Source organism: Pseudoalteromonas sp. APC 3893, from assembly GCF_030408095.1.
Taxonomy (GTDB): domain Bacteria; phylum Pseudomonadota; class Gammaproteobacteria; order Enterobacterales; family Alteromonadaceae; genus Pseudoalteromonas.
On the sequence record NZ_JASDCD010000003.1, the window covers coordinates 168,602 to 183,262 of the forward strand.

The 14,661-nt window shown below is 40.5% G+C and carries 15 protein-coding genes and 1 tRNA gene; 7 read left to right on the plus strand and 9 right to left on the minus strand.

Annotation, left to right across the window (positions count from 1 at the left end; translation table 11 throughout):
• Window positions 1–412: 412 nt before the first annotated feature.
• The 7 genes from QMA12_RS06760 to rlmE form a co-directional block, all read right to left on the minus strand.
• Window positions 413–497 (minus strand) — tRNA-Leu (locus QMA12_RS06760).
• An 80-nt stretch (window positions 498–577) separates the two neighbouring features.
• Window positions 578–928 (minus strand): preprotein translocase subunit SecG, encoded by a 351-nt coding sequence (gene secG / locus QMA12_RS06765; protein ID WP_087530809.1) that lies wholly within the window; start codon window positions 926–928, stop codon window positions 578–580.
• Between the two features lies 1 nt (window position 929).
• The gene (gene tpiA / locus QMA12_RS06770; protein ID WP_290209646.1) at window positions 930–1,679 is read right to left on the minus strand and encodes a triose-phosphate isomerase; all 750 of its coding nucleotides are present in this window, start codon (window positions 1,677–1,679) and stop codon (window positions 930–932) included.
• Window positions 1,680–1,751: 72 nt separating this feature from the next.
• Window positions 1,752–3,101, minus strand: coding sequence for a phosphoglucosamine mutase (gene glmM, locus QMA12_RS06775; RefSeq protein WP_087530811.1), 1,350 nt, complete (start codon window positions 3,099–3,101; stop codon window positions 1,752–1,754).
• Window positions 3,091–3,957, minus strand: coding sequence for a dihydropteroate synthase (gene folP, locus QMA12_RS06780; RefSeq protein WP_290209647.1), 867 nt, complete (start codon window positions 3,955–3,957; stop codon window positions 3,091–3,093). Before folP ends, glmM begins: the two co-directional genes overlap by 11 nt.
• A gap of 92 nt (window positions 3,958–4,049) precedes the next feature.
• The gene (gene ftsH, locus QMA12_RS06785; RefSeq protein WP_290209648.1) at window positions 4,050–5,990 is read right to left on the minus strand and encodes an ATP-dependent zinc metalloprotease FtsH; all 1,941 of its coding nucleotides are present in this window, start codon (window positions 5,988–5,990) and stop codon (window positions 4,050–4,052) included.
• A 66-nt stretch (window positions 5,991–6,056) separates the two neighbouring features.
• A complete protein-coding gene (rlmE, locus tag QMA12_RS06790) occupies window positions 6,057–6,686 on the minus strand; it encodes a 23S rRNA (uridine(2552)-2'-O)-methyltransferase RlmE (protein ID WP_087530813.1) in 630 nt (209 codons plus the stop codon).
• 88 nt (window positions 6,687–6,774) lie between these two features.
• On the opposite strand from rlmE, the gene yhbY reads away from it, so the two are divergent.
• A complete protein-coding gene (gene yhbY / locus QMA12_RS06795) occupies window positions 6,775–7,071 on the plus strand; it encodes a ribosome assembly RNA-binding protein YhbY (RefSeq protein WP_058559834.1) in 297 nt (98 codons plus the stop codon).
• A 92-nt stretch (window positions 7,072–7,163) separates the two neighbouring features.
• Here yhbY and QMA12_RS06800 read toward each other — a convergent pair whose 3' ends face one another.
• Together QMA12_RS06800 and QMA12_RS06805 are read right to left on the minus strand one after the other, a co-directional pair.
• The gene (locus QMA12_RS06800; RefSeq protein WP_290209649.1) at window positions 7,164–7,640 is read right to left on the minus strand and encodes a histidine phosphatase family protein; all 477 of its coding nucleotides are present in this window, start codon (window positions 7,638–7,640) and stop codon (window positions 7,164–7,166) included.
• Between the two features lie 14 nt (window positions 7,641–7,654).
• On the minus strand, window positions 7,655–8,803 hold the full coding sequence (locus tag QMA12_RS06805) for a serine hydrolase domain-containing protein (protein ID WP_290209650.1): 1,149 nt from the start codon (window positions 8,801–8,803) through the stop codon (window positions 7,655–7,657).
• A gap of 115 nt (window positions 8,804–8,918) precedes the next feature.
• Between QMA12_RS06805 and QMA12_RS06810 the strand changes: the two genes are divergently transcribed.
• From QMA12_RS06810 to QMA12_RS06835, 6 genes are all read left to right on the plus strand, one after another.
• A complete protein-coding gene (locus QMA12_RS06810; RefSeq protein WP_290209685.1) occupies window positions 8,919–9,725 on the plus strand; it encodes a hypothetical protein in 807 nt (268 codons plus the stop codon).
• Between the two features lie 143 nt (window positions 9,726–9,868).
• On the plus strand, window positions 9,869–10,675 hold the full coding sequence (locus tag QMA12_RS06815) for a MipA/OmpV family protein (RefSeq protein WP_254911130.1): 807 nt from the start codon (window positions 9,869–9,871) through the stop codon (window positions 10,673–10,675).
• Window positions 10,665–11,057, plus strand: coding sequence for a DUF3019 domain-containing protein (locus QMA12_RS06820; RefSeq protein ID WP_087530817.1), 393 nt, complete (start codon window positions 10,665–10,667; stop codon window positions 11,055–11,057). The genes QMA12_RS06815 and QMA12_RS06820 overlap by 11 nt, the downstream gene beginning before the upstream one ends.
• A 10-nt stretch (window positions 11,058–11,067) precedes the next feature.
• Window positions 11,068–11,772 (plus strand): response regulator transcription factor, encoded by a 705-nt coding sequence (locus QMA12_RS06825; protein WP_087530818.1) that lies wholly within the window; start codon window positions 11,068–11,070, stop codon window positions 11,770–11,772.
• Between the two features lie 31 nt (window positions 11,773–11,803).
• Complete coding sequence (locus QMA12_RS06830; RefSeq protein ID WP_087530819.1) at window positions 11,804–13,090, plus strand: HAMP domain-containing sensor histidine kinase; 1,287 nt, start codon at window positions 11,804–11,806, stop codon at window positions 13,088–13,090.
• 205 nt (window positions 13,091–13,295) lie between these two features.
• Window positions 13,296–14,648, plus strand: coding sequence for a sodium-dependent transporter (locus QMA12_RS06835; RefSeq protein WP_087530820.1), 1,353 nt, complete (start codon window positions 13,296–13,298; stop codon window positions 14,646–14,648).
• Window positions 14,649–14,661: the final 13 nt, after the last annotated feature.

The window sequence follows — 14,661 nt, forward strand, 5'->3', positions numbered from 1 at the left end:
AAACACCAGTTCTAGCTAAATATCAAGCCTTTTAAAATGCAGTATTTGTTCTGAAATTTCAATTAATCAACGACGATCATACATTTGCAATTAATAAAGAGTAAACAATCGAAGACTTTACTCAGCTAGATAACAACAAAAACAACAGCCAGGGGCTAGCTTTAGCCTCTATTAATTAATAACGGAGAGAATTTCATTGAGCAAGCACGACAACCTAGTAGTGATGTGTTAGCTAATAAACAGTGAGACAAAACTTGGCAACAACTTTTCATTTAGCTAGACTGATAGCCAATCAGCTGTAAAGGGCTAATACCCGGTACTGACATTGATAATATCTGTAAATTACAGCTAACTAACTGAATGTATGAGTATAAAAAAACCGGTAACATCGCTGTTACCGGTTTCTTTGATATGGTGCGGTTGGGGGGACTTGAACCCCCACGCCCGAAAGCACTACCCCCTCAAGGTAGCGTGTCTACCAATTCCACCACAACCGCATTTTTAAAGCTTTCACTTTTACCTGTTAAGCTTGTTAGTTTACTTGAGGAATGTAAACCGCTTAACAATATTCTATAAATTAATTTGGTACGTCAGATTTTTCTTTCGTAGATGTTACTGGAACATCGCTATCAGCCGGTGTTACAGTTTCAACTGCAGGAGCTGCTTCTAAGTTTTCCCACTCATCACTTTGCTTAATTTGATTCGCGGTTAAATTACCTAGCACAATACTTAGCACAAAAAAGATTGTCGCTAAAATTGTGGTTGTTTTTGTCATGAAGTTACCCGCACCTGATGAACCGAACACAGTCCCTGATGCGCCAGCGCCAAATGACGACCCCATGTCTGCGCCTTTACCTTGTTGAATTAAAACCATACCAACAAGTGCAAGCGCAACAACTAAATAAACTACTAATAAAATTTCGTACATCTTATACGGTCCTTTTTGCACTATTACAGATTGCAGTAAACGAATCTGCTTTTAGACTAGCGCCACCAATCAGGCCACCATCTATATCTGGCTGTGCAAATAATAATTCGCTATTTTTTTCATTAACGCTGCCACCATAAAGAATGGTCAGCCCTTGTGCTAAATCGCTGCTTAGAGTAGCAATTTTATCACGGATAAATTTGTGCACGCTTTGTGCTTGTTCAGGCGATGCAGTCTTACCTGTGCCAATGGCCCAAACGGGCTCGTATGCTATCACAGAATCTTTCAGTGCTGCTAGACCTAATTTATCAATTACTGCATCAATTTGTGCAGCAACCACTAATTCAGTTTGTTCTTGTTCACGTTGTTGCTCACTTTCACCTACACATAATATAGGGGTTAAGCCTACTTGCTGTGCACGTGCAAATTTATTAGCAACTGTGTCATTACTTTCACCATAAATACTACGGCGTTCTGAGTGACCAACCAATGTATACTTAGCACCTAAGTCTTTAATCAGTTGTGCGTCCACTTCACCGGTGAAAGCGCCTGGCTCATTTTCCGATACAGTTTGCGCACCTGTTGTTACACCTTGTTCAATTAACGAAGATAACAACGGGTAAGGAGGAAATACTACAACATCTAAATCAACTGATTTGACGTTATTTACTGCAACAGATAACTGATTAACAAGCTCTAAAGAGCCATTCATTTTCCAGTTCCCAGCTACCATTGGCTTGCGTGTTGCCATTTTTCCACTCCAGATTAGAAAGCGGGCGAGATAGTAACTCGACTCGCCCAAAGTTACAAGAGGTTATTGTTATCAATCAGTTTGTTTGCTCATAGATTCGACAACTGCAGCAATTTTGCTTGCGCTATCAAGTACTACTTTTTCTTCTTCAGCCTCAACCATTACTCGCACTACCGGCTCAGTGCCTGACTTACGTAGTAAAACTCGACCTTTGTCGGCCAGTTTAGTTTCAACTTCCGCAACTGCAGCAAGTACTTCTGGTGCTTGGGTTGGATCCGTGCCCGCTTTGTAACGCACGTTAATCATTTTCATTGGGTATTTAGTAAAACCGGCACCTAAATCTTTCAACGTGCGGTTTTGTGCAACCATTGCGGCTAATACTTGTAAGCTTGAGATAATACCATCGCCGGTGCTAATAAGGTCTAAATTCAATACATGCCCAGAGCTTTCGCCACCTATTTTCCAGCCTTTTTCTTGCAATAGTTCCATTACATAACGGTCGCCAACTTTACTACGTTCAAATGCGATACCTTTGGCTTTTAATGCGTTTTCAAGACCCATATTAGACATAACCGTACCAACAACACCACCACCTAAAATATCATCTTGGGCAGCCTGACAAGCTATAATGTAAACAATATCATCGCCATCAAATACACGGCCATTATGATCAACCATCATGACACGGTCACCATCACCATCATAGGCAATACCCACGTCAGCGTTATGCTCAAGTACTTTACGTTTGAGTGCATCTACATGAGTTGCACCACACTCTAAATTGATATTGACACCATTTGGTTCACATGCATGACAAATAATTTCAGCACCTAGCTCACGCATTACTGATGGTGCTATATGGTAAGTGGCTCCATTAGCGCAATCTAATACAATTTTTAGCCCTTCAAGTGATAAACCTTGCGGGAATTGGCTCTTACAAAACTCAATATAACGCCCATCAGCACTTTCTAGACGGCGTGCTTTACCTAGCTTATCAGAGGCTACACACGTCATAGGCTCGTCAAGCATAGCTTCGATTTGCAGCTCAACATCATCACCGAGTTTTAATCCTCGGCCACAGAAAAACTTAATACCATTATCGTGATAAGGATTATGTGAAGCGCTGATCACAATACCCGCTTCAGCACGAAATGTTTGAGCAAGGTAGGCAACAGCCGGTGTTGGCATTGGCCCTAGTAAAACCACATCAATACCAGCGGCAATTAAGCCAGCTTCGAGTGATGTTTCAAGCATATAGCCCGATATCCGCGTATCTTTACCAATAATAACTTTTTTAGTGCCATTTTGTGACAGTACACGACCAGCTGCCCAACCAAGTTTAAGTGCAAATTCAGGGGTGATTGGAAACTCCCCAACCATGCCACGTACACCATCGGTGCCAAAATATTTTCTATTGCTCATTTGATATTCCTTGTTCGCAAGCTTGCCAAACAGCAAGCACATCTGCGGTTTCTTTTACATCATGTACTCGAATTATTTTTGCGCCACGTTGCGCTGCTATGAGTGCCCCAGCTAAACTGCCGGCAAGGCGCTCATCCGTTGTTCTATTTAGTAAATTACCAATCATTGATTTACGTGAAAGCCCTGCCAACACCGGTAAATTAAATCGATTAAATTCATCAAATCGTGCTAACAATTGATAATTGTGAGTCAAACTTTTTCCAAAACCAAAGCCTGGATCTAGAATAAGTTGCTGTGGCTTAATGCCCGCTGTTTTACAAGCATCAATACGTTGCTGGAAAAAATGATTAATATCTGCAAATAAATCATTGTACTGCGGGTTACTTTGCATGGTGCGAGGCTGGCCTTGCATATGCATCAAGCAAATAGCGACATCTTTAAACTGGGCTGCTACGTTAAGCGCATCAGGCTCTTGCAGAGCCCGCACATCATTTATAATATCAGCACCAGCAAGTACTGCCTGGCGCATAACTTCGCTTTTGCTGGTATCAATTGAAATGATACATTCATTAACAGTTAAATCTGAATGAGCCCTTATTGCTTTTATTGTGGGTATTACACGACTTAACTCTTCTTCAAGCGTGACATCAGGCGCACCTGGGCGCGTCGACTCACCACCAATATCTATTATGGTCGCACCATCGTTAAGAAGGGCTTGAGCTTGAATGACAGCGCTGTCCTTTTGATAGTATGAACCACCATCTGAAAAGGAATCAGGAGTAACATTTAAGATCCCCATAATGATTGGGGTGTTGAGGTGCAACTTACGACCTCGAGGTAAATTAACTGTGGTCATTTTTCACCTTCAATACATCCATCGTATTGATTATTCTTTTTAATACAAAAAACCCCGGTGGCCCGGGGTTTTTAGATAAGCTATTTTAACTATTATTCAGCTTTGTCATCAAGGTTTGTTTCATCTTTTTGCGATGATTCTTGATCTTTATTCTCAGGTTCAGCTTTTACTTGGGCTGGTTCTGGCTTTTTATCGTCTGTGTCACGTCTGTCATGCGCATCGCGAGGCTCGCGCACTGGTTGACGTGCCATTAAGTCATCAATTTGTTTTGCATCAATTGTTTCATACTTCATTAATGCATCTTTCATCGAATGTAAGATATCGATATTCTCTTTAAGAATATCCTCAGCACGTTGGTAGTTTCTATCAGAAAACAAACGTACTTCAGTATCAATTACTTTTGCAGTTTCATCCGACATGCTCATAGCACGGCCTCCGCCGCCACCCATGTACATTTCATTCTGATCTTCTGCATAAAGTAATGGCCCAAGCTTTTCACTCAAACCCCACTGAGTAACCATTTTACGCGCAATATCAGTTGCCCTTTCAATATCGTTACTCGCACCTGTGGTTACTTTATCTTCACCGTAGATAAGTGCTTCTGCAATACGTCCACCATAAAGGCTTGAAATCATTGACTCAAGCAACTCTTTTGAATGACTAACACGGTCTTGCTCTGGTAAGTACATAGTTACACCAAGGGCGCGGCCACGAGGAATAATAGACACTTTATACACAGGGTCATGCTCTGGCACTAACCGACCAACAATTGCGTGGCCCGCTTCATGGTAGGCTGTCATTTCTTTTTCTTGCTCACTCATCACCATGGTCTTGCGCTCAGCACCCATCATGATTTTATCTTTAGCAGCATCAAACTCAGCCATGCTAACTACACGCTTATTACCACGAGCAGCGTATAAAGCAGCTTCGTTGACAAGGTTTGCTAAGTCGGCACCTGAGAAACCTGGCGTGCCGCGGGCAATAACAGCCGCTTCTACGTTGTCGCCTAAAGGCACTTTACGCATATGAACTTTTAATATTTGCTCACGACCACGAATATCAGGTAAACCAACCACAACTTGACGGTCAAAACGACCAGGACGAAGTAATGCTGGATCAAGTACATCAGGGCGGTTCGTTGCGGCGATAACGATAATACCTTCGTTGCCTTCAAAACCATCCATTTCTACTAACATTTGGTTTAGAGTTTGTTCACGCTCATCGTGACCGCCGCCCATACCTGCACCACGCTTACGACCAACTGCATCAATCTCATCGATGAAAATGATACATGGCGCTGCTTTTTTAGCTTGTTCAAACATGTCACGAACACGTGACGCACCAACACCAACAAACATTTCTACAAAGTCAGAACCTGAAATAGTAAAAAACGGTACTTTTGCTTCACCGGCAACCGCTTTGGCAAGCAATGTTTTACCCGTTCCAGGAGGACCTACCATCAGTACCCCTTTAGGAATACTACCACCTAACTTTTGGAACTTAGACGGATCACGTAAGAAATCCACTAATTCGGTCACATCATCTTTCGCTTCGTCACACCCAGCAACATCCGCGAAGGTTGTTTTAACTTGGTCTTCGCTCATCAAGCGTGCTTTGCTCTTACCGAACGACATAGCACCTTTACCGCCACCGCCTTGCATTTGACGCATGAAGAAAATCCACACACCAATGAGGAGCAGCATCGGGAACCATGAAATAAGTATGCTTGCTAAGAACGACTGTTCTTCAGGTTTAACACCTTTAACATTCACATCACTTTTTAATAAGTCATTTAAAATGTCTTTGTCATAAATAGGCATAATGGTTTGAAAGCGCTCACCATTACTTTTAGTCCCAGTGATTGTGCCACTGGTACTCTCAATTGCCACTTCTTGTATAGCGCCATTTCGGGCGTCTTTAACAAATTGACTGTAACTAGTTTGACGATCGATTTGATCGCCACCATTAAAGCTCTGAAAGACTGACATTAGCACAACTGCAATTACCAGCCAGAGTATTAGATTTTTCGCCATATCGCTCAAGGGGTTAACCTCTTGTATCCAATTAATTTAAATTCAACTACACGCCTGACAACTGTACTACAGTTTGTAGCCTGTCGCTACTATATATACTTCACGAGAACGAGCACGCGAGGCGTCGGGTTTGCGTATCTTCACTGTTTTAAAGCTATTACGTACATCTTGTAAATATTGATCAAAACCTTCACCTTGGAAAACTTTAACAATAAATGCACCATTTTTCTTCAACACTTGGTGACACATGTCCAGCGCTAGTTCCACCAGATACATACTGCCTGCTTGGTCAACAGAGCTATTGCCACTCATATTCGGTGCCATGTCGGAAAGCACCACATCTACGTTTTTACCCCCAATACGATTTAATAGCGCATCGAGTACAGCCTCTTCTCGAAAATCTCCTTGTAAAAAATCAACACCTGCCAGTGAATCCATAGGTAATATATCACATGCAACAACTTGGCCTTTAGCGCCAACTTTTTCTGCTAAATACTGGGACCAACTACCGGGTGCTGCACCTAAATCTACCACGGTCATTGCTGGGCGTAGTAATTTATCTTTATTTTGAATTTCATCAAGTTTAAAAATCGCACGAGAGCGCCAACCTTTCTTTTGGGCTTCGTGAACGTAAGGATCATCAAAATGTTCCTTCAACCAACGCTGTGAACTGGCTGAATGTTTTTTATTTGTCATAAATTAACACGCAACTAATTAGTAATATTCTTTAGATGGCGTTAGAATACCCTTAATTCAAGCCATATTCAGCAAAATTTGTAACAACATGAAATTATCGAACAAACAAAAGCAGTTTTTAAAAGGTCAAGCACACTCTCTAAAACCAGTTGTCTTACTTGGTTCAAACGGTTTAACCGAAGGTGTTGTGGTTGAAATACAAAGTGCATTAGAGATTCACGAACTTATTAAAGTTAAAGTACCCACTGACGATCGTGAAACTAAAGCCTTGATATTTGAGGCAATTGTGCGTGAAACTGGTGCAGAAAAACTGCAAACAATCGGCCACACGATTGTACTTTACCGCCAAAGTGAAGAGAAAAAGATTCAGTTGCCGCGCAATTAATTTTTTTAGCTTCCTAAAAAAAACCAGCGAAAGCTGGTTTTTTTATAATTAAATTTTACGGTGAAGAAAAATGTAAAAGAATGTGCAATCGACTAAAAATTCATTCGTAAATCACTAAGATGATAATTTTTCCCTTTGCGCTGTAGTAAGAAGTAACGTGAAAATTCTGATTCAAGCATTTTACTAACCGTTAATTCAGAAATTAAAGCCGCTAGTTCAACACTCGTATTGCTATGACCAATGACTATCACTGTGCCCTGTTGTTGCAAAATCTGCTCTTTAAACGCCACCAAATCTCGCGGATCATAAATATTAATCTCAACAGCAAAGTGCTTAGCTAATTCACTTGCACTCTCAACGGTACGATTATAATTAGTGCTGTATAACGTAACCGTTTCAGTTTGGTGAATTAAAGTAGGTAATTGCAGCGCCCTTTGCTTTCCAGCGGTTGTTAAATGCGGGTTCTTGCCTTCGCTTTTTTCACTATGACGAAATAAGAAAATATTTTCAGGTATAGCATAAACCGCGCCAGTGTAAAAAATAATTAAAAAACTCAGTAAGTACTTCATTAATGATCCTAGCGTTATTTCTGCTGACGTTTATAAGCAAGGACTCGGTCAATAAACTCTGTGGTAAGCTCATTGATCAAACCAGTTTCCGCATTTAAAATCAAACTAAAACCAATGTTTAAATGCGGCATAATAACGATATCACTACGATAGCCTTGCACCCAGCCACTGTGGTAATAAAGAGTTTCATTATCATAATTATAAACCCGCCAACCTAAACCATAATAAGCCTCTTTAAGGTGTTTTTTCCACACCCTACGACGTAGCTCTTTTTTAGTATGCGTATAAGGACGAGTTTGATCTGCTAGTACTTCAGGCGACAACACACTTGGGTAGTAACCCAATTGTGCTTTAAGCCATATAGCCATATCACTGGCACTGGCGTTAACACCCGCAGCGGGAAGCACTTTATAGTAATTTTGTTTTAATCTTGCTGTATGCCAACGCTTACGCCCTCTTACATGAGGGTGAGCATAATTGCTATCGGTTATCATTTTTTCATAACCTAAACTTGCATCATTCATTTGCAAAGGTGCAAAAACAAATTCATTTAGCCAGCGGGAATAGTCCATTTTGGTACTGGTTTTAATCACCTCATCAACCAAACTAAACATCACGTTTTGATAACCATAACACTGACCTGGCTTACAAATGGGTTCAACACTTAAAAGCTTAGCGACAATATCAGGGTAACTCATTCTCGACTCGATTAAGTTGTCATACGCATTGGGCACTAAACCACCTGAATGACTCAATAAGTGATAAACCTTCAAGTTGTTTTTATAACTCGTATTACTGAATTTAGGAATAAATTTACTAACAGGATCTTCGAGAGAAAAGCGCCCTTCATTGGCGAGTTTTGCCGTCAGTGAGCCTGCAAATGTTTTCGATACTGAGGCTAAGCGAAAGCGGGTATGGGTATCAATTTTGCGCCCCTTAACAAACTTTGTAACACCGACTCCTTTTGCAAAAAGATTATCCGGGCCGTTTACTATAGACAGTGCACCACCAGGGATCCCTTTGCTTTTTAATTTTGCAACTAGATGCTTTTCATAATCACTGACAAGTGATTGCCACTGTTTATTAGTTGCGTGACCAAACCAAGAAAAAAACAACAGAGTAAGGAGGAAAAAGGTATAAACCCAGGGCACAAAATACTTCATTTTTTATTATTTTTATCTACATTGAGAATATTCTGAGTCCATAATACCATGAACTTTTATTAAGACTAACGTACAATGTCTAGATTCATGAATTTTTAAAGGGTTTATTGTGATTATTCGTATTCTTATTATTGCTGTTTTTATCTTAACAACTACAGCGTGTGTTACCGCCCCACCGCCAATAGCAGCACCATTAGCAATGCCAGCAAAGCCATCTTTGAAAAGCCAAAGCTACCAAGTTGAATACGCAACTAAACATGCTTCCCCTAAAGTGAAGTCGGTGCAGCTACCAGCCCATAAAGTAAGCCGTAATCAAACTGTTAGAATCGTCGCAGATAAAGCCAGTGTTACAGATACATTATTCAAGCAAATAAGTGATGCAATAACTGCAATTAATTTGCGTGTTGTTGAACAAGGTGTTACTGATTACACTCTCTCAATTCATCAACTGGAGCTTAACTTTATTGACGACAGCAAATATCAAATACAAGTTCCTAGTGAAACAACAACTACATTTGAAAAAGTCGCGATGCTTTACCCCACACAACAATGTGCGACCATCAACGCACAAGTAAGCATGCGCTTAACCCACAGAGCCTCAGGTGATGTTGTGTGGTTTGGAAAATCATCTATTGATAGTGCCAGTTTTCACAGAGAGCCGTTGGTATATAGCTTTGTACAAGAACAATTAATCAGCAATGAATTAGAAATTGCATCTTTTATTCACGAACAAAATACAGAGCAAGCGCGTATGGCTCGCGCAAATCAGGACGTGAGTATTCCAGAGTATAAAACCATTAGCAAAATGAGTAACTTAAGTAAATTACAAGGGCCATGTAATCGCACTGAAATAAGTGCTTTGACTCCAATGATGCAGTATTATTTAACCAGTATTCTGATTGATAAAATTAAAGTGTTATAAAATTAAATACCATTTCATACATTTTTTTACAGATAAAAGGTACTCTTTAACAATATAATACACATACTTACTCTATTTACGCTGCCGGAAAACAGATGCTGCACAATCAATTAACACCATATTTGAAACTTACCCTTCTCAGTATGTGTTTGTGGATCAACACCAGTGCAGCAAGCAATCGCTACTATGCAGATAACACTCTTGAGCCCACTAGCGGGTTTGCGTGGGATTGGAGTGCGGGAGCGGGTTATTATATTGAAGACTCCTTTTTGGTTGGAATGGACTCATACAATGATGGCTTAGAGCTTGACCTAAATCTCGCGCTATCTTACGACCGTTTTTACCTCGATATAGATCACAGTCAGCTCAGTGGTGGCGTCATCGTTGGCTATAGTATAATTGAACAGTTTAATTGGGAACTGGATATAATTGGTGCTAATGTTCAAGCAGGCTTTGATGATACTGGCCTCGACTTTTATAACACCGGTACCATAGAAGAACTTGCCGGTATTAATACTCGAAAATATGACTTTAATACTGGTTTACGCTTAGCCCGTCGTTTTGAAAACTCACAAATATCATTTGAATACCTCCACGATATATCAAACGCCCATAATGGCTGGGTGATGAATTCGTTTTTTAGTCATATTCTACCTTGGCGGAATTGGGAATTTCGCACCGGCGTAGGGATCAGTGCATATTCAGCTGATTTTACTAATTACTACTTTGGTATCGCAGCAGATGAAGCCACGCCAACTAGACCCATATACAGCACAGGCACATCAGGTAGCTTAATCTTTGAATTTCATGCCGAGTATCCACTTAATCAACATTGGGTATTTTTAAGCGGCTGGCTATCAACGTGGTTTTCCGACGAAATAGCTGATAGCCCCATTGTCTCACAAAGCTATCAACATAAAGCCATGGTAGGCGTGCGATATGTATTCTAAAACTCTTACTATAATTTTTTGTTTACTGGGGTCTAAATCGCTTTTAGTCCACGGCGAGCAAGCACAAGAGAATAACCTTCTCGCTGTACCAGATACCTGTGTTGCGCTTCGCGAAGGACGTAACTGCTATGCTGATATTGCACTGAATTGGCAACAGCCTGAGGTTGGCAATTACTGCCTACGCGATGCGACTTCAAAACATATAATGCAATGCTGGTTAAGGCAGCAGTCTGGCCAATTCAATTACGCTTTTGATTCTGTTGAAACAATTGCTTTTGAGCTAATCAATAGTGATAACGGTAAAATAATCGCAACGACTCAAGTACAACTACAATGGGTTTATCAAAACCGCCAAAAGAAACGTCGCTGGCGACTTTTTTAAAGAGAATTCTATGGATAATTACGGCACCATTTTACTAGTAGAAGATGACAGCTCCCTTGCACAATGGGTAGCTGAGTATTTAACTGAGCAAGGTTATACCGCACAGATATGCGCTCGTGGCGATCAAGTTGTTACGCAAGTAAAACAATTAAACCCAGATTTAATTTTACTTGATGTCATGTTGCCTGGCCAAGATGGTATTAGTGTATGCAGAGAACTTCGCCAATTCTATCAACGCCCTATAATTATGCTGACCGCACGCGATGATGAAATGGATGAAGTGATCGGCTTAGAAGTAGGCGCAAGTGACTACATAATGAAACCAGTCAGACCCAGAGCATTACTTGCACGTATAAAAGCTGCGCTGCGTTTAAATAATGATACTTCAGATAACAGGCAAGACGACACTATTATCGAAGTTGGCTCATTAAAAATTGATACTCAAGCTCGAAATGTGTTTATTAATAATGTAGAGCAACCCATTTCGAGTGCGGAATACTTGTTGCTACAATATTTGGCAGCTAATGCAGGGCAAGTTGTTTCGCGCGATGCGGTATTTAAAGCAACCAAAGGACGCGAATATGATGGCCTAGACCGTAGCGTAGATGTGCTTATTTCTGCACTGCGTAAAAAGTTTAATGATGACTCACAACACCCAGAAAAAATAAAAACGATTTGGGGCCGAGGCTACCTACTTGTTGCCAGTGCATGGTAAATGTAAAAACGAGCCGAGGTTATAGCAAGCAATGAAAAAGTTTTATATTTCATTACTAGCCAGTGCCCTACTTTCAATCGTGGTACTGGGTTGGCTTATCGATGCATTTAGCCAGCAAACTTACAGTAGTAAAGATGAGTTTGAATTACAAAGTAAGTTACTTATGGGGTTTAGCCAACAAGTAAGTGCAGTTGCGATGGAGCAAAGAGCCTCTTTTACCCAGCAACTGGCAACCCAGTTTTCTTTACCTTTAACATACAGAGCTACTCAAGCACTCGCTTTACCGACTTCATTAGTCAATGAAATGAATAAACAAGGTGGCCTTATCCTCGAAGATCAACTGGGGTTTTACTTGCTCTACAGTAACAGTCAGCTTGCACCTTTTCATTTAAAGCTACGATTAGAAAAGCGCCAAGAACTTACCCAGCAAAATGATATGTTGCTCACTTTGCTCTTTTATGCGGGTTTATGTGTCTTTATGGGCTTTATTATTGCGCCGCTTGCTAAACGCTTGAGTGTAGTGAATGAAGCTGCTAAACAGTTCGCCAGTGGTAATTTACAAGCACGGATCGGGGTCTCCCATTTTACTTATATTAAAGACGTCGAGATGACATTTAATCGCATGGCTAGCCAGATTGAAAAGCTGCTTGATGAAAACAAACTCATGGCGTCTAGTTTATCACATGATATTCGCACACCAATCGCATGCTTACGCTTTGGTTTAGACGCAGCACTCGATTGTACAGACGAACAAAAAAGAAAAAATTACTTATCAAGAATGGAGTCAGATTTAGATCAAATGGAGTCAATGCTTAAAAGCTACTTAGCATTTGCCACTTTAGAGCAAAAAGCGACACAACTGACTTATACACGAACCCAGTTAAATGCATATTTAACCACTGTAGTACAACAGCTTGAGCCTAAGATTATTAAGCAGCAGCTCGACTTGGAACTAAATTGTAGCGATATTAGTATTTGTGCCGACTTACATTGGCTTGCGAGGGCAATCAGTAACTTACTCAGTAATGCATGTGATTTTGCTAACGAAAAAATTATTCTATCTGCTTACAAGCAAAGCCAAATGGTTGTTTTCACCGTCGAGGATGATGGCCCGGGTATTGATGAAACTAATTGGCGTAAGGTATTTAGCCCCTTTTTCCAAGAACAGAGTCACCGTAACCGTGGTGATCAGAGCTATGGTTTAGGTTTAGCAATTGTTGCCAAAGTTGCTGATTGGCATCATGGTTCAGTTATTGTAGGGCGAAGTAAACGACTACCTGGCGCCTGTTTTACTCTAAAAATACACGACACCACTTAAATGTAACCATTATGTTACAGTTTACATCAAGTGTTTCATTGAAATGTTAAACTATACAATCACTTAGCAACCACCGAAATGTAAACGTACGCTAGCAATGATTCAAAATCAAGCAAACACGCTTATATGAAAAAATAAGTGCTTTTTATTTTTTAGCATTTACAGTAGATTGTCACCGCCGTCACACAATAGAGAAGTAATAATAATGAGCGCAATTAGAGGGGAGTTCAGCTCCCGATTTGGATTCATCATGGCCGCAGCTGGCTCAGCGGTGGGTCTGGGAAATATTTGGGGATTCCCCACCCAAACAGCTAGTAATGGCGGTGCAGCATTTTTGGTTGCCTATCTTATCCTCGCTTTTTGTTTAGCTTATCCTGCATTAATGGCTGAGCTGACAATTGGCCGTCATGGGCAAGCAAATGCAGTTTCCTCTTTACGTAAAATCTCGAATTCTGACGCACAGAAGCGTTTTGCCTTTGTTGTTGGCTTTGGTGGGATAATTTGTGCAGGACTGATTTTAAGTTTTTATGCCATAGTGGCTGGTTGGATGATAAGTGCAACTTTTGCTCCAATAGCAACACTTAGTGGTAGCGACAGTACCGCCAGTTGGTTAAGTGAACAATCACTATCAAGAAACCTACTATTTACTGCAGGCTTCATAGTTTTAACCGTTGCAATCATTAGTCGTGGCGTTGAGAATGGCATTGAAAAATGGTCAAAACGCTTAATGCCTGCACTACTATCTATTTTATTTGCGCTGATTATTTATGTAATGATGCAAGAAGGTGCAATGACAGGGCTTAAAGCATACTTAGTGCCTGATTTTAGCTCAATTCTAAACCCAGAATTATTAGTTAATGCTTTGGGCCAAGCATTCTTTTCATTGTCACTTGGCACCAGTGTGATGATCATTTATGGCTCTTATATCAGTAAAAAAGAAAATCTTGTGTCACTGGGTGCTTATGTAACCCTTATTGATGTATTCATCGCCTTTGTTGCGGGATTACTGATTATCCCGGCCATGTATGTAGCGCAAGCACAAGGCGTTGAGATTTTCAGTGACACTGGTAAATTGCTATCAGAGGACACGCTAGTGTTTCAGGTATTACCGGCGCTATTTGATGGTATGGGTACAATAGGTCTATTTGTAGGTTTTGCTTTTTTTGCTTTAATGAGTATAGCTGCACTCACCTCTTCAATTTCTATGCTTGAAGCTCCTGTATCATATGCTGTTGAGCGCTTTTCACTAGAAAGGGTAAAAGCAACCTGGCTAATCGGTGCAATAATTACCTTGGTAAGTTCAATCATTGTAATTAACTTTGGCGCTTTATTTGGTTTAGTAATCACCATAACCACCAAATTTGGCCAGCCGCTACTGGGCTTGATGTGTTGCCTGTTTGTTGGTTGGATTTGGTATAGAAACTCACTACTGAACGAAATAAAACAAGGCTGCCCAGATGTAGCTCACAGTTTATTTTGGAAAGTATGGCCTTGGTACATAAAGTTTATTTGCCCAATTGCAATCGGACTTGTATTCATTAACTCTATATTTGGTTAATAATTAAATCCAT